11 protein-coding genes and 2 pseudogenes are annotated in these 20,347 nt (G+C 72.7%); 5 read left to right on the top strand and 8 right to left on the bottom strand.

Going from position 1 to position 20,347, the window contains the following annotated elements:
• Nucleotides 1–945, bottom strand: a 945-nt coding sequence (locus ADK52_RS39105) for a beta-ketoacyl synthase N-terminal-like domain-containing protein (RefSeq protein WP_199828621.1), incomplete at its 3' end; no start/stop codon positions are given.
• Between the two features lie 689 nt (nucleotides 946–1,634).
• Here ADK52_RS39105 and ADK52_RS39100 point away from each other — a divergent pair.
• Nucleotides 1,635–3,266 (top strand): MFS transporter, encoded by a 1,632-nt coding sequence (locus ADK52_RS39100; RefSeq protein ID WP_053694618.1) that lies wholly within the window; start codon nucleotides 1,635–1,637, stop codon nucleotides 3,264–3,266.
• Nucleotides 3,267–3,438: 172 nt separating this feature from the next.
• Nucleotides 3,439–3,522: pseudogene (locus ADK52_RS42035) on the top strand (NUDIX hydrolase); the annotation flags it as partial.
• Nucleotides 3,523–3,674: 152 nt separating this feature from the next.
• On the opposite strand, the gene ADK52_RS39095 reads toward ADK52_RS42035, so the two are convergent.
• The 7 genes from ADK52_RS39095 to ADK52_RS39065 all read right to left on the bottom strand — a co-directional run bounded on the left by ADK52_RS39095 (nucleotide 3,675) and on the right by ADK52_RS39065 (nucleotide 10,953).
• Nucleotides 3,675–4,421 carry a TetR/AcrR family transcriptional regulator gene (locus tag ADK52_RS39095; protein WP_078988956.1) on the bottom strand — a complete coding sequence of 249 codons (747 nt, stop codon included), beginning with the start codon at nucleotides 4,419–4,421 and terminating at the stop codon, nucleotides 3,675–3,677.
• A 216-nt stretch (nucleotides 4,422–4,637) separates the two neighbouring features.
• On the bottom strand, nucleotides 4,638–5,399 hold the full coding sequence (locus tag ADK52_RS39090) for a thioesterase II family protein (RefSeq protein WP_053694617.1): 762 nt from the start codon (nucleotides 5,397–5,399) through the stop codon (nucleotides 4,638–4,640).
• Nucleotides 5,396–6,763, bottom strand: a complete 1,368-nt coding sequence (locus ADK52_RS39085; protein ID WP_053694616.1) for a methylaspartate mutase — start codon at nucleotides 6,761–6,763, stop codon at nucleotides 5,396–5,398. Before ADK52_RS39085 ends, ADK52_RS39090 begins: the two co-directional genes overlap by 4 nt.
• Nucleotides 6,760–7,269: a cobalamin B12-binding domain-containing protein gene (locus tag ADK52_RS39080; protein ID WP_053694615.1), complete on the bottom strand. Its 510-nt coding sequence runs from the start codon at nucleotides 7,267–7,269 to the stop codon at nucleotides 6,760–6,762. Before ADK52_RS39080 ends, ADK52_RS39085 begins: the two co-directional genes overlap by 4 nt.
• Complete coding sequence (locus ADK52_RS39075; protein ID WP_053694614.1) at nucleotides 7,259–8,494, bottom strand: decarboxylase; 1,236 nt, start codon at nucleotides 8,492–8,494, stop codon at nucleotides 7,259–7,261. Before ADK52_RS39075 ends, ADK52_RS39080 begins: the two co-directional genes overlap by 11 nt.
• Before the next feature lie 11 nt (nucleotides 8,495–8,505).
• Nucleotides 8,506–10,020: an AMP-binding protein gene (locus ADK52_RS39070; RefSeq protein WP_053694620.1), complete on the bottom strand. Its 1,515-nt coding sequence runs from the start codon at nucleotides 10,018–10,020 to the stop codon at nucleotides 8,506–8,508.
• 162 nt (nucleotides 10,021–10,182) lie between these two features.
• Nucleotides 10,183–10,953: a thioesterase II family protein gene (locus ADK52_RS39065; RefSeq protein ID WP_053694613.1), complete on the bottom strand. Its 771-nt coding sequence runs from the start codon at nucleotides 10,951–10,953 to the stop codon at nucleotides 10,183–10,185.
• Between the two features lie 422 nt (nucleotides 10,954–11,375).
• On the opposite strand from ADK52_RS39065, the gene ADK52_RS39060 reads away from it, so the two are divergent.
• The 3 genes and pseudogenes from ADK52_RS39060 to ADK52_RS39050 all read left to right on the top strand — a co-directional run.
• A complete protein-coding gene (locus ADK52_RS39060; RefSeq protein WP_053694612.1) occupies nucleotides 11,376–12,614 on the top strand; it encodes a cytochrome P450 in 1,239 nt (412 codons plus the stop codon).
• Nucleotides 12,615–12,628: 14 nt separating this feature from the next.
• A complete protein-coding gene (locus ADK52_RS39055; RefSeq protein WP_229345929.1) occupies nucleotides 12,629–12,844 on the top strand; it encodes a ferredoxin in 216 nt (71 codons plus the stop codon).
• Nucleotides 12,845–13,075: 231 nt separating this feature from the next.
• Nucleotides 13,076–20,347, top strand: a pseudogene (locus ADK52_RS39050) (SDR family NAD(P)-dependent oxidoreductase); the annotation flags it as partial.

Raw genomic sequence — 20,347 nt, 5'->3', positions numbered from 1 at the left:
GCTGCGGATGACGCGTTGCTGGGAGGGGCCGTTGGGGGCGGTCATGCTGCTGGAGGCGCCGTCCTGGTTGACGGCGCTGCCGCGGATGACGGCGAGGACGGGGTGTCCGTTGCGGCGGGCGTCGGAGAGGCGCTCCAGGACGATGACGCCGACGCCCTCCGAGCAGCCGGTGCCGTCCGCGTTCGAGGCGAAGGGCTTGCAGCGGCCGTCGGCGGCCATGCCGCGCTGGTGGCTGAAGTAGAGGAACATGTCCGGCTCGGTCATCACGGTGACGCCGCCGGCCAGGGCGAGCGTGGACTCGCCGGAGTTGAGGGACTGCGCGGCGAGGTGCAGGGCGACGAGGGAGGAGGAGCAGGCCGTGTCGATGGTGACGGCCGGGCCCTCCAGGCCCAGGCTGAACGCGACGCGGCCGGTGACCAGGCTGCCGCCGGTGGTCGCCGCGGCTTCCGTGCCCAGCGCGTAGTCGTGGTACATGACGCCGCCGAAAACACCGGTCTTCGTACCGCGGAGGGTGTGCGGGGCGATGCCCGCGTTCTCGATGGCCTCCCACGACGTCTCCAGCAGCAGCCGCTGCTGGGGGTCGAGCGCCAGGGCCTCGCGCGGGGAGATCCCGAAGAGGCCCGCGTCGAAGTCGCCGGCGTCGTAGAGGAAGCCGCCCTCGCGGGTGATGGTCCGCCCGGGCTTGCCCGGCTCGGGGTCGTACAGGGCGTCGGTGTTCCAGCCGCGGTCCTCGGGGAACGCGGAGACGCCGTCGCGGCCCTCGGCCACGAGCCGCCACAGGTCGTCGGGGGAGGTGACGCCGCCGGGGTACCGGCAGGCCATTCCCACGACCGCGATCGGCTCGCCCGATGACCTGCGCTCCGCCGCGGCGAGCCGTTTGCGGGCTTCACGCAAATCGGTGGTCGCCCGGCGTAGATACCCGAGAAGCTTCTCCTCGTTGCTCACCGAGCACACCCTCCTATGCCATTCGACGACGCCGGGGCGAGATGAGTTTTCCGTGCACTCGGGGGCAGGAATTCCGACACTGCGCCGAGTCGGCACGTACGTTTCACGAACTCGCGACGGACTGAGATCTCTCGAAAATTACTTCGGTGAAGGGCTCTCCGCCCACCCCTGAGCACGGCCGCGGGCCCCCTAGGATCACAGCCGTCCCACCCCTCCCCCTCGGGGACCGGCCCACCCGGGCGCCCCGCCGCCGACTTGACCCCTTGGCGCGGGCAACGGCATACCAGGGGTCGGGTTAGGGGTGGATAGGGGTGGCTCCGGGGCAAATCGCTCCGTTAGCGTTCAGTACGGAAACTCTGACGACAGTCAGGCGAATCGCCCACCCGGAAATACGCTTGCTTTCAGGGATACAGAAATGCGCTACAAAGACCCGGCGTTAGCAGCCCGTACCGGCGATCCGCTTTCCGTGCAGGATCTCACTCATATCTATTCCAACGAGCGCCTGGGGTACCACACCCCACGGCGCTCATGCTGTCTTCCGCCGCTCCACGCAGGACCCGTTCCCGCCCCCACCGTTCGCGGCGCAACCCCCCACCGACCCCTCCACCCCCCAACGAGTACGTGACACGCGTGTGCGTACCTGATACGCTCTGCGTGCTGCGTACGCCGAGAGGATATGGACGATTGCCATGACGGAACTGAAGCCCAAGGCAGGAACGAAGGAGTGGATCGGCCTAGGAGTGATCGTCCTGGTCACCCTGCTGGTCTCTGTCGATGTATCCGTGCTGGGATTCGCGATCGCGCCGCTGAGCGAGGACATCTCGCCCACGGCCTCGCAGCTGCTGTGGATCATGGACATCTACAGCTTCGTCCTGGCCGGCACCCTGGTCACCGTCGGCTGGCTGGGCGACCGCATCGGCCGCCGCAAGCTGCTGCTGATCGGTGCCGCCCTGTTCGGCGTGGCCTCGGCCCTCGCCGCTTTCTCCACCAGCCCTGAGATGCTCATCGCCTCGCGGGCACTGCTCGGCCTCGCCGCGTCGACCCTGACGCCGACGTCGCTGGCGCTGATCCGCAACATGTTCCACGACTCCAAGGAGCGCAAGACGGCCATCGCGGCCTGGGGTGGCACGCTCACCTCGGGTGCCGCCATCGGCCCCATCGTCGGCGGCCTCCTGCTGGACAACTTCTGGTGGGGCTCGGTCTTCCTGATCAACACCCCGGTGATGGTCCTGGTCCTGCTCTCGGCCCCGTTCCTGCTGCCCGAGTACCGCGACCCGAACCGCGGCAAGCTCGACCTGCTGAGCACCGTGCTCTCCCTGGCCGGCGTCATGGCGCTGATCTACGGGTTCAAGGAGCTCGTCATCGAGGGCTACAGCCAGAGCGCGGCCGTCTGGGCCGCGGTCGGCGCCCTCCTGGTCGTCGCCTTCGTGATCCGCCAGAAGACCACGGCCAACCCGATGATCAACATCTCGCTGTTCCGCAGCGGCGGCTTCAGCGGCGCGGTCATCGTCAACCTGATGGTGGCGTTCGCCCTCATGGGCAGCAGCGTCCTGACCAACCAGTACCTCCAGCTCGTACTCGGCTACTCCCCGCTCAAGGCCTCGCTGTGGTCGCTGGCTCCGATGCCCGCCATCGGTGTCGCGGTCGCCCTGTCGGCCTCGCTCGGCCGCAAGGTCCGCCCGGCCGTGCTCATCGGCTCCGCCCTGGTCATCATGGCCGCCGGCTTCGGCGTCCTGACCATGGTCGAGGTCGACTCCAACATCGCGGTCGTCCTCGTCGGCGTCGGCCTGCTGGCCGGCGGCATGGTGGCGTCGAAGACACTGGCCGCGGAGATCGTGGTCACCTCGGCCCCGCCGGAGCAGGCCGGTTCCTCGGTGGCGACCTCCGAGACCTTCACCGAGTTCGGCATCGCCTTCGGCTTCGCCTCGCTCGGCTCCATCGGCTCCGCCGTCTACCGCGACGACATGGCCAAGGTCAGCCCCGAGGGCGTCACCGGCTCGGCGCTCGACTCGCTGCGCAGCACCATCGGCGGTGCGGCCGACGTGGCCGCCCACCAGTCGCAGCAGATCGGCGCCCAGGTCGTCGAGGCGAGCCGGGAGGCCTTCACGCACGGCCTCCAGGTCGCGTCCCTCGTCGGTGCGGGCCTGATGCTCCTCACCGCCCTGATCGCCGCCCTCCTGCTCCGCAAGACCCCGATCGAGGCGGCGCTGCCCGGCTCGCTCGAGGCCGCGCAGTCGCAGGAGCCCCAGCACATCCCGACCACCGCGGGTGCGGCTTCCACCCCCGCCGCCGCACCGCACTCTTCGGTCGCCTATCACTGATCGCCGATAGGCCCCCGAAGAGCCCGAAAGACGTCCGCCCCGACCACCTCCCGGTGGTCGGGGCGGACGTCTTTTCCCGCTGGCGCTCTGAACGGAGAGGCGGGCTCTGCAATGCCGGAGGCCGATCGAGGGGGCAGCAGCGATGCAGTGGGAACTGCCCCATGGGCCTGGGGGCATGATCGACCGCCGCGAGATCGTCAGCAGCGGCTCCCTGGCCGGCCTCCTCTACGTCCTGATGGACGAAGGGGTTCGCTGACCCGGCCGGGGAAGCATCGCTCGTAGACGTGTCTCGAAAGCAACCGCGGCTGGCACCACGGCCTCGATCGCCGTGCGGAACGCCCGGTGACGGTTGTGGTGCCCGCTACGGGGGGTACGCGATGCCCTCCGCCGGCGTCGGCAGACGCGGGGTCAGGCCAGGGGGTTGTTGCCGGCGTTTTTGCGGATCAGGACCTCGATGCCGTCGAGGACCCGTTCCAGGCCGAACGAGAAGTCGTCGTCCGTCTCCTGGAAGGTGCCGGCCTCGATCAGTTCGCGGACCGCGGGGAAGGTCTCCGCGTCGACGAACTTGTCCATGGCCCGCCCGTAGTTGGCCATGAGCTCTTCCTCGCTCTGGTCCTGGCTGGTCAGCGGCATGGACACCTGCGCGTTGTTGCGTACGTAGCCGACCATCAGCAGCATCACCGAGAGCTTCTCGTTCGGCGAGAGCCCCGTGCGGCCGAGCGTGCGCAGCCCGCATTCGAGCCAGCTCATCTGGCCCGGCTCCAGCGGCGGTCCGCTGACCGGGACCTGCAGCATCCACGGGTGGCGCCGGAAGATCTCCAGGAACGCGCGGGCCCACAGCTCCAGGCCGCCGCGCCAGTCCTTGTCGCTGCCTTCGAGCAGCGGCGGCTTGCCGTACGCCATGTCGACCATGAGCGAATGGAGTTCGTCCTTGCTCGACACGTGCCGGTACAGGGACATCGTCGCGAAGTCGAGCCGCTCGGCCACCCGGGCCATCGACAGGGAACCCAGACCGAACTGGTCCGCGTACTCGATCGCCGCCGTGACGATGCGTGCCGCGCTCAGGCCCGCGCGTGCTCCGCGCTGTTCCCGGCTGCGCAGCTCCCACAGCACGTCGATGCTGCCCGGCAGGCCGCTGCCCTCGTTGCTGGTCATGGAGCGTCCCGCCTTCATTCGTCCTCTTCGAGAGATCCGGAGATGCCATGCGTATCACGCACGCATCGGTGACATGGTATGCGTCACCAGGCCGTTTTCCCGCACCCCGGCCGGAATGGGACCGGAATACGGGAATACGGGAAAGGCTCCCGCCGGATTCGGCGGGAGCCGGTGGCCGGCCCGGGGGCCCGGCCCGGTGGCCGGCCCGGGGGCCGGTCAGCCCAGGTGCGCGGAGATCTCCCCCAGGACGGCGCCCGCCTGGGAGTTGAGGTAGAAGTGGCCGCCGGGGTACGTGCGCAGCGCGTACGGGCCGGTGGTGTGCCGCTCCCAGGCGCGCGCCTCCTCGGGCGTCACGTGCGGGTCGCTGTCGCCGGTCAGGACGAAGAGCGGGCAGCTCAGCGGCGGCCCGGACTGGTACCGGTAGGTCTCGGCGGCCCGGTAGTCGGCGCGGATCGCCGGAAGGATCATGCGGACGATCTCCGGGTCCCCGAGCACCGCGGTGTCGGTGCCGGCCAGCCGGGTGATGTCCGCGAGCAGCCCCTCGTCGTCGCGCAGGTGCACGCGCTCGTCGCGCACGGTGGACGGGGCGCGGCGGCCGGAGGCGAACAGTCCGTGCAGTACGGTGCCCTCGGCCTCCAGGCGCCGGGCGACCTCGTACGCGAGGGTGGCGCCCATGCTGTGCCCGAAGAAGGTGACGGGCCGGTCGCACCAGGGGCGCACCTCCGCGGCGAGGGCGTCCGCGAGCTCCCCGATCGAGTCGAGGCAGGGCTCGTGGCGGCGGTCCTGGCGGCCCGGGTACTGGATCGCCAGGACGTCCGCGCCCGGGGTCAGCGCCCGGGAGACCGGGAAATAGAAGGACGCCGAGCCGCCCGCGTGCGGGAAGCAGATCAGCCGGTGCGCGGCGTCCTGGCCGTCGGGGTGGAAGCGGCGCACCCAGGCGCCGGTCTCCACGGGAACGGGGACGGTCTGTGTGGTCATGCGGTGTACTCCTTCGTCCGTGACCCGATCGCCGCCTGGCCGCGGATCAGCTCCGTGGTGACGGGGTCGAGCTCGCGGGGGCCTGCGTCGAACTTGCACCGGACATGGAAGAGGTCGTTCATCAGGTCGGCCGAGCCGATCTTCCGCGAGGGCCCGCGCTCCGCGATCCCGGCGATCGGCAGCTTGCCGGTGTCGGCCCAGCACAGCCGGCCGCCGGAGTCGATGTAGCTGCGCGCCCGGCCCGCGTTGTCGGGGTGCACGCAGTACGGGACGTCGAGGTAGCCGTGGCGGAACGCCTTGAGCAGGGCCCGCCCCAGGTCGTCGTCGAGGTTCAGGACGGCCTCGACCAGGGCCCGCGCCTCCTGGTAGGTCGGGGAGTCGGTGAAGGTGTCGTCGCGTCCGCGGCCGGTGCGCAGCGCGGTGTTGCTGGCGTACTCGAGGGCCTGGACGTTCTCCGCGATGGTCGGGATGCGGCGGGCCTCGGCGGCCGTCTTGACGATGAGCCGTTCCGCGCCGGTGGTGACGGCGAGTTCGGCGGCGCTGGCGAGCAGCCCGTAGGCGCCGTGGTCCGTCTCGGGGTAGACGCCCATGTAGGCGTAGATGACGACGTGCCAGTTGGCGACGGGCAGCAGTTCGGCGCTGAGCCGGCGCAGTGCGGTGACGGCCTCGCGGTCCTGGACGGGGTCGGTCTGCTGGGCGTAGCTCATGGAGATCGAGCGCAGGCCGTGCTGGGCGAAGAACATCGCTTCGAGGAAGCTGATGGCGACGAGCTGGCTGGGCGGGCAGAGCTGGCCCATCATGCAGCCGCCGAAGGTCTCCAGGTGGGGTTCGATGCCGACGTCCTGCATGCGTACGTACAGGTCGCAGCAGTCCTCCCAGTTGCGGATGGCGTCGGCGAGCGGGGTGCGCCCGTAGGGCAGGCAGTACGAGACCGGCCCGCCCTCGGTGGCGTTGAGGTTCAGCCGCATCATCGCCCGGAAGATGTCGATGGGCGTGGCGGAGCCGTGCCGGACCTGGACGGGGAATCCCGCGTCGCGTACGCCGTCCAGCACGGCGGTGGTGGTTTCCGGCGGGTGGCTGACGACCGGGTAGCCGTTGAGGTCGATGCCGTCGCGCAGGGCGGTCTCGACGGCCTCCAGGTTCCCGACGCGGGTGTAGCTGTCGAGGGTGAGGGTGCCGACGGTGGCGGCGCCGGCGGCCTTGGTGGCGACGAGCCCGGCGCGCATCCGGCCGGGGTCCCCGAATCCCATGCGGGGCTGGACGACCAGGCGGCCGTTGCCGCCCTCCCTGCGGACGAACTCCCCGAAGTCGACGGGGGCCGGGCCGGCGGGCCGCCCTTCGCGGATAGCTGCGGGTTCGCTCATGCGGAGACCCGGGCGTGGTCCGCGGCCTCCACGGCCGGCCGCCGGGGCTCCGAGGGCAGGGTGGCGAGGAAGGCGTGGAACGCGGCGATCGGGTCCTGGCCGTCCTCGAACACGGCGTCGAAGCCGGCGGCCATCAGCTCGTGGGTGCGGCTGGCGCCCTCGCCGCCGTCGGTGCCGAGCTTGCCGCCGATGACGATGGGGGTGGCGGCCAGCGGGGCGGAGTCCCGGAGCTGTCCGATGACCCGCATCCCGTCCTGGTAGCCGTGGCCGTTGACGCTGCTGATCACGATCATCTCGGGGTTGCGGTCCCGGCATTCGGAGACGAGCAGCTCGTCGGGGACGCACGGGCCGAGGTTGACCACGTCGTACCCGCACTCCTCGATGAGCAGCTGGAGGAAGACGAGGTTCCACGTGTGGGAGTCGGAGGCCAGGGTGGTGACGATCACGGTCCCCTTCGACCGCTCGACGAGCGACTCCGCGCCTCTGGCGGACAGGTCATGCATCATCGCCCTCCACACTCCGGTAGGTGCGTACGTGTTCGATGCGGGAGACGGAGACGACCTTGCCGCCGGAGACGGCGACCTCGGTCGGCGCCGGGCGCCCGAGGAACATCAGGAGGCTCGACGTGGGCCCGTAGGCGCCCGCGTTGGGGATGCGTACGAGGTCGCCCTCGTCCAGCGGGGGCAGGTCGATGCCGCGGCCCAGGACGTCGCCGGGGGTGCACAGCGGGCCGACGAGGCTCGCCTTCTCGGTCTCCTCGCCCGCCTCGACCTGCACGGACACCGGCAGCAGCCGGCCGAGGCCGGACATCCCGCCGAAGGTGTTGATGCCGGCGTCGAGGATGACGAACTTCTTGCCGCGGCTGATCTTGACGTTGCTGACGCGGGCCACCAGGGTCCCGCTGTCGCCGGACAGGTAGCGGCCGGACTCGACGGCGAGGCGCGGCGCGCCCTCGCGCCACTGCGGGAAGTGCAGGTCGAGCGAGGCCTCCAGCTCGGTGCGGAGCTTGGGGTAGCGGGCCCGCTCGCCGTGCTGCGCGTACGGGACGGAGAAGCCGCCGCCGATGTCGAGCAGGCGCAGCGGGACGCCCAGGTCGTCCTGGATCGCGGCGGCCACGCGGATGGTGTGGGTGAGTTCGCCGATGAGGGCTTCCTCGTCGGCGGCGTTGCTCTGGGAGAAGAGGTGGAGTCCGGCGATCCGGGTGCCGGGCACCGAGCGCAGTTCCTCGGCGAGGTCCGCGACGGTCTCGCTGTCGATGCCGAACTGGGTGGGGGCGCCGGTCATCCGGATGCTGGTGGTGGCGCTGGCGGAGGCGCTGTTGATGCGCAGCAGGCAGTCGGCGACGGTGTCGTGTTCGAGGGCGGCGCCGCCGATGTGCTCCAGGTCGGTCAGGGACTCGGCGGAGAAGGTGCGCACGCCGGCCGCGATGGCCTCGTACAGCTCCTCGGGGGTCTTGCCGGGTCCGGTGTAGAGGATGTCGGAGCCCGGGTAGCCGGCTTCGAGGGCGGCGGCGAGCTCACCGGTGGAGCTGATCTCGGCCTTGCAGGCGGGGCCTTCGCCGTCGCGCAGGGCCCGTACGAGGTCGACGTGCGGGTTGGCCTTGAAGGCGTAGAACACCTCGAAGCCCTCGGGCAGCCAGCCGAAGAGGTCCCGGCGGGCGGTGCGGGCGCGGTCGAGGTCGTAGACGTAGAGGGGCGTGCCGTACTGGCGGGCGAGCTCGGTCGGCTCCATGGACGGGAAACTCACTTTCCACTTCCTTCGAGCAGCAGGGCCAGCTCTTTGCGGGCGTTCTTGCCGTGCTGGGTGAGCGGGAACTCGCTCAGCACGCGGACGATCGCCGGGACCTTGGCGGGCTCCAGGCGCTGGGCCACGCCCTTGAGCACCTCGGCGGGGGTCAGGTCGGCCTCGACGAAGAGGGCGAGGTCGTGCTTCTCACCGGGCGCCAGGGCCGCGGCGGCGCGCACTCCGGGGATGTCCATGGCGGCGCCCTCGATCTCGAGGGTGCTCATCCGCAGGCCCTTGCGCTTGAACATGTCGTCGCGGCGGCCCTCGAAGTAGAGGTAGCCGTCGGCGTCGAGGCTGCCGTAGTCCCCGGTGTGCAGGCTGCGCTGCCCGCTGGCGGGGTCGGTGCGGAAGGTGTCGGCGGTGATCTCGGGACTGTTCCAGTAGCCCGGCATGACGTGCGGTCCGACGGCGACGATCTCGCCGACCTCGCCGGCGGGCAGCTCGTTGCCGTCCGCGTCGACGATCAGCACGCGGGTTCCGGGGAGCGGCAGGCCGACGGCGCCGGGGCGCTCGCGGTCCTCCTCGGGCGGCATGACGGTGATGCGCTTGGCCTCGGTCTGGCCGTACTGGCGCACCACGCGGGCTCCGGGGAAGTGCTCGCGCAGCGCGTCGATGGTGGCGGGCGGCAGGGCGGCGCCGGTGTTGGTGAACATCCGGACCGGGGCCTGCGGCTCGGTGTCCCGCTTCGCCAGGCTGACGATCATGGTGGCGAAGGAGGGGACGATGGGGACCACGGTCGCGCCGGTCTCGCGCATGCGGCGCACCAGCGTGAGGTCGGAGTCCTGGTCGGCGAGGACGATCTCGCAGCGGGCGATGCAGGTCATGACGACCTTGTAGAGGCCGTAGTCCCAGGACATCGGGAAACGGCAGAAGACGATGTCGTCCGACCGGTACCCGAGTGCCTCCACCAGGGCCCGGGAGGCGAACGCCACCTGGGCGTGCGGGCAGACGACGCCCTTGGGGGCGGCGGTGCTGCCGGAGGTGTAGATGAGGGTCGCCACGTCGTCGGGGCGTACCTCGGAGGTGGTGCGGGCACCTTGGGCGCGCAGTTCCTCGACCTCGGCCCACACGTCGGCGAGCTGGTGCACCGCGCCGACGGCCTCCTGGAGGCCCGCACCGGTCGCGGCGTCGCCGATGGCCAGCTTGGGCCCGGCGTTCTCGCTGACCTGGCGCAGGTGGTACGGCTTCATGGTGGGGTTGAGCGGTACGAACACCGCACCGGCCCGGGATGCTCCGTAGAACATGGCGGCCAGCTCGCGGCTGGTCGGCAGCTGGAGCACGATCGGGTCGCCGACGCCGATGCCGCGGCTGCGCAGCCAGGCCGCGAAGGCCTGGCCGTACTCGTCGAGCTCGCGGTACGTCCAGGCACCCGCGGCGTCGCGGATGGCGGGGGCGTCCGGCGCCGCCGCGGCGGCGGCGTCCAGCAGCCCGTGGACGGTTTCCTTTTGGGACGGTCCGTGTCCGGGAGCAATTCCGGCTGTTCCGGCTGCTGCGGATTCTTCGCGTATCGAATACGAGAGGCTGGCCAACGCCCCACTCCTGCCTTGAGTTGTGGCTCGGGTCGTCCCCCCGTGAACCGGCTGGAAAAGACCCGAGGGAGACAGGACATCCTTCTTTTCAGATGTCGCTTGAATTCAGACTGAGTTCGCTTGGAACGACCGGGCAATGTGGTCGGTAACGACCTTCCGGACGGCCTCGGCGTGTTCGTTCAGGAAGAAGTGGCCCCCGGTGAAGACGGTGAGGCTGAACGGCCCGGCGGTGTGTTCGCGCCAGGCCGCCGCCTCGTCCGTGCTCACGTGCGGGTCCTCGGTCCCGGTCAGTACGGCGATCGGCGTACCGAGCGGCGGGCCGGGGCGCCAGCGGTAGCTCTCGGCGGCCTTGTAGTCGCTGCGGATGGTGGGAAGGATCATGCGGACGAGCTCCGGGTCGTCCAGGACGGCCGCGTCGGTGCCCCGCAGGCGCAGGATGCCGGCGACGAGTTCCTCGGCGGTCTCGGCCTGACTCGACCCCCCGCGGGCCCGGGACGGGGCGCGCATGCCGGAGACGACGAGGCCGGCCGGCGGCCGGCCCCGCTCCTCCAGGCGGCGGGCGGTCTCGAAGGCGACCATGGCCCCCATGCTGTGCCCGAACAGGGTCACGGGCCGGTCCGACCAGGCCAGGACCTCCTCCGCGGCGTGCGCGGCGAGGGTCTCGATGTCCTCGATGCAGGGCTCGCCGCGCCGGTCCTGGCGCCCGGGGTACTGCACCGCGAGCACGTCCACCTGCGGGGCGAGCGCCTGTGCCATCGGGAACCAGAACGTGGCGGCTCCGCCCGCGTGCGGGAAGCAGACGAGGCGGTGGGGGGCGTCCGGCGAGGGCTGGAACCGCCGGATCCATGCGCTGGTGCCCTGCAGCGTTTCCGTCATGACTCCTCGACTTCCCTTCCCGGCGACCGGGCGTTATCCCGAGACCGGGCGGTATCCCGAGGCCTCACCCCATCGAAACGGGGCGCGGGCACCGGCCGCCATTGCCGCCGCCCCCTGTGACCACCCTTCACCACCCCTAATTTCGCCGGGTCCCCGCCATTCCCATCAGGGGCGGCGCGGCTTAGGGGTTTTCAGCAGGGGTGAAGAACAGCAGCCTGAATGGGGTGAACTCCGGTTGGGGGTCCCCCCGCACGGAGTCCGGGGGAGGAATGCGCAGGCGTTTTCCGCGAACGGTGACGCACCTGTGCGTGCGCCCTCCCGCTGCCACCCGCTGAGCCCGAGCCCGAGCCCCGACCACGACCCACGCGATCGATCCAGGCCGTGACCGCACACCAGGTGCGGAGCGGATGAGAGAGGGACCCATGACGGAACTCACCACTGCGCGGTCGGAGACGACGGTCCGCGCGTTTCCGCTGCCGCGCACCGGCTGTCCGATGCAGCCGGCTCCGGACTACGCCGTGCTGCGCGAGACGGAGCCCGTCTCCCGCGTGAAGCTGACGTTCAACGGTCGCGAGGCCTGGCTGCTGACCCGGTACGAGGACATGCAGCAGATGCTGCGCGACCCCCGTTTCGAGTCGGACATCGCCGACCCCGGCTACCCGCTCCAGTTCGGCTTCCCCCTGGAGCTGCTGGAGCAGGGCATCGTCCAGCGCACCCTCTTCCACATGGACCCGCCGGTCCACACGCAGCACCGCATGATGCTGATGCCGGAGATGACCGCCAAGAAGGTCGAGGCCATGCGGCCCCGCACCCAGGAGATCGTCGACGAGCTCATCGACGCGATGCTCGCCCAGGGCGGCCCGGTCGACATCATCTCCGCGCTGACGATGCCGCTGCCGTCCGTCGCGATGACCGAACTGCTCGACGTGCCGCGCGACCAGACGGACCTCTTCTACCGCTGGATCACCTCGCTGGTGACCCAGGGCACCCCGGAGGAGCACGCCGCCGCCAACACCGAGGTCGAGATCCTGCTGCACCGGCTGATCGCCGAGCGCACGGAGAAGCCCGCCGACGACCTGATCAGCAGCCTGATCCTGCGCAACCAGGAGCGCGGCGGCGACCTCGGCCCCACCGACATCAGCGCCCTCGTCCGCACGATGATCGCGGGCGGCCACGAGAGCACCATGAACGGCATGACCATGGCCGTCCTGGTGCTGCTCAGCCACCCCGAGCAGGCGGCGGTCCTGCGCGAGAAGCCGGAGCTCGCCGGCCAGGCGGTCGACGAGCTGATGCGCTTCTCCAGCGTCGCCGACCACGGCACCGTCCGCGTCGCGAAGGAGGACGCGGAGATCGGCGGCCAGCTGATCCGCAAGGGCGAGGGCGTCATCTGCTCGCTGACCGCGGCCAACCACGACCCGAGGGTGTTCGCGGACCCGAACACCCTCGACTTCCACCGCAAGGAGGCCGCGCAGAACATCGCGTTCGGCTACGGCCACCACCGCTGCGCCGGCCAGGTCCTGGTCCGCATGCAGATGGAGGTCGTCTTCACGACGCTGCTGCGCCGCATCCCCGGCCTGCGTCTGGCCAAGCCGGTCGAGGAGCTCCCCTTCAAGGAGAAGGCCCTCATCGACGGCCTGCACGAGCTGCCGGTCACCTGGTAACGGAGAGGACGAAGATGCTGCAAGTCATCATCGACAAGGACGTCTGCGTCGCCTGCGGGGCCTGTGTGCTCTCGGGTCCGGACGTCTTCGACCAGAACGAGGACGGCCAGGCCGTCCTCGTCGTCGACGAGCCAGGCGAGTCGCTGCGCGACCAGATCCTGGAGTCCATCGAGGCCTGCCCGGTGCAGGCGCTGAGCCTCGTCGAGCACGCGGTGGCCACGGCCGAGTGACCCCGCCCGTCCGCCCGGAGACGCCCGTCGTCTCCGGGCGGACGGCGACTTGTCGACGCTCCGCCACGCCGGAGCCCCAGGTCCGTCCTTACGAACGTCTTTACGTCACGTCTTTACGTCCTTCCGTCCGCTGCGGACAACGAGTGTGTGGAGTGCTAGATGACTGAGCCCGGAAACTTTGTCTCCGGCACCGACGGTGTGCCGACCGGTCACACCGCGGCGGACGCGGCGACGGAGTCCGCGCTCGTGCGTGACCTCGAGGCGCTTCCGACGACCGAACAGACCCACGTCCTGCTCGACCTCGTACGCGATCACGCGCTCGCCGTGCTGCGGGCGAAGTACGCCGACGCCCCGGACGCGTTCGCGGGGGCCGGCCTGCCCGTGTCGGTCGACCCCGACCGCTCCTTCAAGGACCTGGGCCTGGACTCCGTCGCACTGCTGGAGCTCCAGGTGCGGCTGAACGCGGCCACCGGCCTGGCGCTGCCGCCGACCGTCGCCTTCGACCACCCCTCGCCGGCCGAACTCGCCGCGCACCTGCGCACCGAGGTCCTGGGCCTGGCCGACCGCCCCGAGGCGCCGGTGCGCGCGGTGGCCGTCTCCGACGAGCCCATCGCCATCGTCGGCATCGGCTGCCGCTACCCCGGCGGGGTCGCCTCCCCGGAGGACCTGTGGCGGCTGGTCAGCAACGGCGAGCACGTACGCGACGAGTTCCCCGCCGACCGCGGCTGGGACCTGGAGGCGCTGTTCTCCGACGACCCGTCGACGCCCGGGACCACGTACGTGCGCCACGGCGGCTTCCTGCCCGACGCGGCCGAGTTCGACGCGGACTTCTTCGGGATCAGCCCCCGCGAGGCCCTCGCGATGGACCCTCAGCAGCGGCTGGTGCTGGAGACCGTGTGGGAGGCCGTCGAGCGGGCCGGCATCGACCCCGCGACCCTGCGCGGCACCGAGGCGGGCGTGTTCATCGCCGCCGAGCCGCAGGAGTACGCGATGCGGCTGCACGAGGCCCCGGACGGCCTCGACGGCTACCTGCTGAGCGGCAACGCCCCCAGCGTCATCTCCGGCCGCGTCTCGTACGTCCTCGGGCTCGCGGGTCCGGCCCTCACCGTCGACACCGCCTGCTCCGGCTCCCTCGTCGGCATGCACCTGGCGGTCCAGTCGCTCCAGCGCGGCGAGTGCACGCTCGCGCTGGCCGGCGGTGTGGCCGTCATGGGCAGCCCCGGCACCTTCACCGCCTTCAGCCGTCAGCGGGGGCTCGCGCCCGACGGCACGGTCAAGGCCTTCGCGGCCGCCGCCGACGGCACCGCCTTCGCCGAGGGCGTCGGCGTGTTCGTCCTGGAGCGGCTGTCCGACGCGCGGCGCAACGGCCACCCGGTCGTCGGCATCGTCCGCGGCTCCGCCCTCAACCAGGACGGCGCCTCCAACGGTCTGACCGCGCCCAGCGGCCGCGCCCAGCAGCAGGTCATCCGCCAGGCCCTCGCCAACGCCGGCCTGACCGGCGGGCAGGTCGACGCCGTCGAGGCGCACGGCACCGGCACCACCCTCGGCGACCCGATCGAGGCGCAGGCCCTGATCGCCACGTACGGCAAGGGCCGCCCCGAGGACCGGCCGGTGTGGCTCGGCTCCGCCAAGTCGAACATCGGGCACACCCAGGCGGCGGCCGGCTCGGCCGGCGTCATCAAGATGCTGATGGCGATGCGGCACGACGAGCTGCCCCGCACCCTGCACGTGGACGAGCCCACCCCCAACGTCGACTGGTCGGCGGGCGAGGTCCGCCTGCTGACCGAGTCCCGGGCCTGGCCGAAGGGCGAGGAGCCCCGCCGCGCCGGCGTCTCCTCGTTCGGCGTCAGCGGCACCAACGCGCACGTCATCATCGAGGAGCCGCCGGCCTCCGAGGCCGCCGCCCCCGAGGCCGCCGCCCCCGGGGCCGCGCCGCAGGCCGGCCCCGTGCTGCTGCCGGTCTCCGCCGCGAGCGAGGCCGCGCTGCGCGCCCAGGCGGCCCGGCTGCTGGCCCACGCCGAGCAGGAGGACGCCCCGGCCGCGGCCGACCTCGGCTACTCCCTCGCCACGACCCGCGCCCGCCTCGCCCACCGCGCCGTGGTGGCCGCCGACGACCGGGACGCCGTACTGGCGGGGCTGCGGGCCCTGGCCGGGGGCCAGGAGTCCCCGTACGTCTTCCCGGGCACCGCCGACGCCGGCCGCCTCGCCTTCCTCTTCACCGGCCAGGGCAGCCAGCGCGCCGCCATGGGCCTCGGGCTGTACGACACCCAGCCGGTGTTCGCCGCCGCCCTGGACGAGGCGATCGGTCACCTCGACCTCCAGCTGGACCGGCCGCTGCACGAGATCCTGTTCGCCGCCGAGGACAGCGCCGACAGCGCCCTGCTGAACGAGACGGTGTACGCGCAGGCGACCCTCTTCGCCGTCGAAGTGGCCCTGTTCCGGCTGCTGGAGTCCTGGGGCGTGCGCCCCGACTACGTCGCGGGCCACTCGATCGGCGAGCTGGCCGCCGCGCACGTCGCGGGCGTGCTGTCGCTGGACGACGCGGCGACCCTGGTGGCCGCGCGCGGCCGCCTGATGCAGGAACTGCCGCAGGGCGGCGCCATGGTGGCCGTGACGGCCTCCGAGGAGACCGTCGCCCCGCTGCTGACAGCCCTCGCCGACCGGGTGGCCATCGCCGCGGTCAACGGCCCGGCGTCCGTGGTCATATCGGGCGACGCCGAGGCCGTCGCCGAGGTCGCCGCGCGGCTGGAGGCCGACGGGCACCGCACCAAGCGGCTGCGGGTGAGCCACGCCTTCCACTCGCCGCTCATGGAGCCGATGCTGGCCGAGTTCCGCCGCATCGCCGAGATCCTGGACTACTCCGCCCCCCGCATCCCGCTGGTCTCGACGCTGACCGGGCGCGCCGCGACCGCCGCCGAGCTGTGCTCGCCGGAGTACTGGGTCCGCCACGTCCGCGAGGCCGTCCGCTTCGCCGACGGGGTGCGGTCGCTCGCCGAACTCGGCGCCACCACGTATCTGGAGATCGGCCCCGACGCGGTCCTTTCGGGCCTGGGCCGCGACTGCCTCGAAGGCCTCGAACTCCCCGGCGGCGCACCGGTGTTCGTCTCCGCGCTGCGCCGCGGCCACGACGACCCGCGCCAGCTGTCGGCCGCGCTGGCCACCGCCCACGCCCGCGGTGCGCGCGTGGACTGGGAGGCGTACTACGCGGGCAGCGGCGCGCGCCGCGTCGAGCTGCCGACGTACGCCTTCCAGCGCGAGCGCTTCTGGCTGGCCGCGCCGCTCTCGCGCGGCGACGCCGCCGGGCTCGGCCAGGTGGCCGCCGACCACCCGCTGCTGGGCGCGGTCGTCTCCCTCGCCGACACCGGTGCCTCGGTGCTGACCGGCCGGGTCTCGCCGCGCTCGCACGCCTGGCTGGCCGACCACGTCATCGCCGGCAGCACGCTGCTCCCGGGCACCGCCTTCGTCGAACTCGCGCTGCGCGCGGGCGAGGAGACGGGCTGCGAGCGGGTCGACGAGCTGATCATGGAGGCTCCGCTGCTGCTGCCCGCCACGGGCGCGGTGGCCCTCCAGATCGTGGTCGAGGCCGCCGCCGAGGACGGCCGCCGCCCGATCGCCTTCTACTCCCGCGACGAGGACGCCCCCGCCGACGCGCCGTGGACCCGCAACGCCTCGGGCGTGCTGACCGCCGCCCCGGCCGCGGCCGCCGAGCCCTTCGACGCCTCCGTGTGGCCGCCGCGCGGCGCCCGCGCCGTCGACACCACGCGCCTGTACGAGGACATGGCCGCCCAGGGGTACGGCTACGGCCCCGCGTTCCACGGCCTGAAGGCCGTCTGGCAGGGCGCCGACGGCGTGGCCTACGCCGAGGTCGCGCTGCCGGCCCACGTCTCGGACCAGGCCTCCGCGTTCGGGCTGCACCCGGCGCTGCTCGACGCCGTCCTCCAGGCCACCGACTTCGCCTCCCCCGAGCCCGTCGCCGACGGCCCGCGGCTGCCGTTCGCCTGGTCGGGGGTCTCCCTGGCCGCGGCCGGCGCCTCCGCGCTGCGGGTACGGATCACCGCGACCGGCGCCGACTCCGTCGCGCTCGACCTGGCGGGAGCCGACGGCCTGCCCGTCGCCTCCGTCGAATCGTTCACGGTCCGCCCGGTCACCGCCGAGCAACTGCGCCCCCAGGCCCACGACGCACTGTTCCACCTGCGCTGGACCTCCCGGCCGCTGCCCGCGCCGCCGTCCGGGGACGCACCGGCCGCCGTCGCCCACCACGCCCTCCGGGGCGCCGGCGGCGAGGTGCCCGCCCAGGTGCGCGCCGTCGCCGAGGACGTCCTGACCGCGCTCCAGCGGTGGCTGGACGCCGAGGAGCCGGGCGCCGGCCGCCTGGTCGTCCTCACCCGCGGGGCGGTCTCCGTCACCCCGGGCGAGGACGTCGACCTGGCCCAGGCGCCCGTGTGGGGCCTGGTGCGCTCCGCGCAGGCCGAGAACCCGGGCCGGTTCGTCCTGCTCGACTCCGACGGCTCGCTGGAGCCGGCCGAACTGCTGCGGATCGCCGCGTCCCTCGACGAGCCCGAGGCGGCCGTCCGGGGCGGCGAGCTGTACGTGTCCCGGCTGGCCACGCTGCCCGCGGCCGAGCCGCGGCCCGCACCGTGGGGCCCGCAGGGCACCGTACTGATCACCGGCGGCACCGGCGGGGTCGGCGCCGCCGTCGCCCGCCACCTGGTCACCGAGCACGGCGTACGCCACCTGCTGCTGACCGGCCGCCGGGGCGCGGACGCCCCCGGCGTACGGGAGACCGCCGACGAGCTGACCGGGCTCGGCGCCGAGGTGACCGTCGCCGCCTGCGACGCGTCCGACCGGGACGCGGTGGCCGCGCTGCTCGCCGCGATCCCCGCCGGCCGGCCGCTCACCGCCGTCGTCCACGCCGCCGGTGTGATCGACGACGGCCTGATCGGCTCGCTCGACGCCGGACGCCTGGACACCGTCCTGCGGCCCAAGGCCGACGGCGCCTGGAACCTGCACGAGCTGACGCGGGATCTGGACCTGTCCGCCTTCGTCCTGTTCTCGTCCACCGCGACCCTGCTCGACGGAGCCGGCCAGGGCAACTACGCGGCCGCGAACGGCTTCCTGGACGCGCTGGCCACGACCCGCCGCGCCGCCGGACTCCCCGCGACCTCCCTCGCCTGGGGACTGTGGACCGGCGTCGGCGGCATGGGCGGGCAGCTCGACGAGGCCGCCCTGCGGCGCATCGAGCGCCTCGGCCTCCAGGTGCTCTCCCCCGCCGAGAACCTCGCGCTGCTCGACAGCGCGCTCACCGCCACCGGCGGCGAAGGCGCCGTCGTACCCGTCCGGTTCAACCTGCGCACCCTTCAGGCGCGGGCCGCCGAGGTCCCGTCCGTCCTGCGCGGGCTGGTCCGCCCCGCCCGCCGCAGCGCGGGCACCGGCGCCGTCCCCGTCGAGCAGTCCCTGGCCCGCCGGCTCTCGGGCCTGTCCCGCGCCGAGCGCGGCGAGGCCCTGCTGGACCTCGTCCGTACGCAGGTCGCGGCCGTCCTCGGCCACGAGAGCGGCGACCGGATCAACCCGACGCGCGCGTTCAACGAGATGGGCTTCGACTCGCTCGCCGCCGTCGAGCTGCGCAACCGGCTCAGCTCGGCCATCAGCCTGCCGCTGGCGGCCACGCTGATCTTCGACTACCCGTCGCCGAGCGCGCTCGCCGACCACCTGGCGGACAAGCTGGGCGACCCGGGCAAGGAGACCCGCCGTACGGCCCCCGCCACCGCACTCGTGGCGGCCGACGACGACCCGATCGTGGTCGTCGGCATGGCCTGCCGCTACCCGGGCGGCGTCTCGACGCCGGACGACCTGTGGCAGCTGGTCCAGGGCGGGGTCGACGCCGTCGGCGCGTTCCCGACCGACCGCGGCTGGGACTCCGACATCCACGACCCGGAGCCGGGCAAGCCCGGCAAGAGCCTCAGCGACAAGGGCGGATTCCTCTACGACGCGGCCGAGTTCGACGCCGAGTTCTTCGGGATCAGCCCGCGCGAGGCGCAGGCCATGGACCCGCAGCAGCGGCTGCTCCTCGAAGTCTCCTGGGAGACGTTCGAGCGGGCCGGCATCGACCCGCACGCCCTGCGCGGCAGCGACACCGGCGTCTTCGCCGGCGTGATGTACCACGACTGGGGCCTGCGCCTGGGCCCGCTGCCCGAGCAGCTCGCCGGCTACCACGGCAACGGCAGCCTGGCCAGCGTGGTCTCGGGCCGGGTCGCGTACGCGCTCGGCCTGGAAGGCCCCGCGGTCACCGTGGACACGGCGTGCTCCTCGTCCCTCGTCGCCATGCACTGGGCGGCGCAGGCGCTGCGGCGCGGCGACTGCGGGCTGGCGCTCGCGGGCGGTGTGACCGTCATGTCCACCCCGGACACCTTCATCGACATGAGCCGGCAGGGCGGCCTGGCCGCCGACGGCCGGTGCAAGTCCTTCGGCAGCGGCGCCGACGGCACGGGCTGGGGCGAGGGCGTCGGCCTGGTCCTCCTGGAGCGGCAGTCCGACGCCGAGCGCAACGGCCACCGGATCCTCGGCGTGCTGCGCGGCTCCGCCGTCAACTCGGACGGCGCGTCCAACGGCCTGACCGCTCCCAACGGCCCCTCGCAGCAGCGCGTCATCCGCCGCGCCCTCCAGGACGGCGGCTTGACCGCCGCCGACGTCGACGTCGTCGAGGGCCACGGCACCGGCACCACGCTGGGCGACCCCATCGAGGCGCAGGCCCTGCTGGACACGTACGGCCAGGAGCGCCCGGAGGACGGCCGGCCGCTGCTGCTCGGCTCGATCAAGTCCAACATCGGGCACACGCAGGCCGCCGCCGGTGTCGCGGGCGTCATCAAGATGCTCCAGGCGATGGAGCACGGCGTCCTGCCGAGGACCCTGTTCGCCGACGAGCCGTCGCCCCAGGTCGCCTGGGACGCGGGCGCGGTGGAGCTGCTGACCGACGCGGTCGAGTGGCCGGCGGGAGAGCGCCCGCGCCGTGCGGGCATCTCCTCCTTCGGCATCAGCGGTACGAACGCCCACCTCATCCTGGAGGAGCCGCCGGTGGCGGCTCCGGCCGAGGCCGCCACGGAGGCCACGGAGGCCACGGAGGCCACCGGGTCCTTCGGCGGGCTGGTCCCGTGGGTGGTGTCGGGCCGTACGGGGCAGGCCGTACGGGCTCAGGCGGCGCGGCTGGTCGCGCACCTGGAGACGCTGGAGGACGCGGACCTCGCGGTCACCGGCCGTGCGCTGGCGACCCGGCGCGCCCGGCTGGGCGAGCGGGCCGTGGTACTGGGCGCGAACCGCGAGGAACTCCTGGCCGGTCTGACGGCCCTCGCCGAGGGCGGTACGTCCGCCGGTGTGGTGCAGGGCCAGGTACGGGAAGGGAAGTCGGCCTTCCTGTTCACGGGGCAGGGCGCGCAGCGGCTGGGCATGGGGCGTGAACTGCACGCGGCGTTCCCGGTGTTCGCCGCCGCTCTCGACGCGGTGGTCGCG

This window comes from Streptomyces sp. WM6372 (assembly GCF_001279655.1).
GTDB lineage: Bacteria > Actinomycetota > Actinomycetes > Streptomycetales > Streptomycetaceae > Streptomyces.
The sequence above is the reverse complement of the archived record's forward strand: the minus strand, read 5'-3'. Positions and strand labels throughout refer to the sequence as shown.

Coding starts and splice junctions, on each gene's coding strand:
- ADK52_RS39080 (WP_053694615.1), bottom strand. CDS start 7,269: ATGATGCATGACCTGTCCGCCAGAGGCGCGGAGTCGCTCGTCGAGCGG.
- ADK52_RS39100 (WP_053694618.1), top strand. CDS start 1,635: ATGACGGAACTGAAGCCCAAGGCAGGAACGAAGGAGTGGATCGGCCTA.
- ADK52_RS39055 (WP_229345929.1), top strand. CDS start 12,629: ATGCTGCAAGTCATCATCGACAAGGACGTCTGCGTCGCCTGCGGGGCC.
- ADK52_RS39095 (WP_078988956.1), bottom strand. CDS start 4,421: ATGACCAGCAACGAGGGCAGCGGCCTGCCGGGCAGCATCGACGTGCTG.
- ADK52_RS39065 (WP_053694613.1), bottom strand. CDS start 10,953: ATGACGGAAACGCTGCAGGGCACCAGCGCATGGATCCGGCGGTTCCAG.
- ADK52_RS39075 (WP_053694614.1), bottom strand. CDS start 8,494: ATGGAGCCGACCGAGCTCGCCCGCCAGTACGGCACGCCCCTCTACGTC.
- ADK52_RS39085 (WP_053694616.1), bottom strand. CDS start 6,763: ATGAGCGAACCCGCAGCTATCCGCGAAGGGCGGCCCGCCGGCCCGGCC.
- ADK52_RS39090 (WP_053694617.1), bottom strand. CDS start 5,399: ATGACCACACAGACCGTCCCCGTTCCCGTGGAGACCGGCGCCTGGGTG.
- ADK52_RS39060 (WP_053694612.1), top strand. CDS start 11,376: ATGACGGAACTCACCACTGCGCGGTCGGAGACGACGGTCCGCGCGTTT.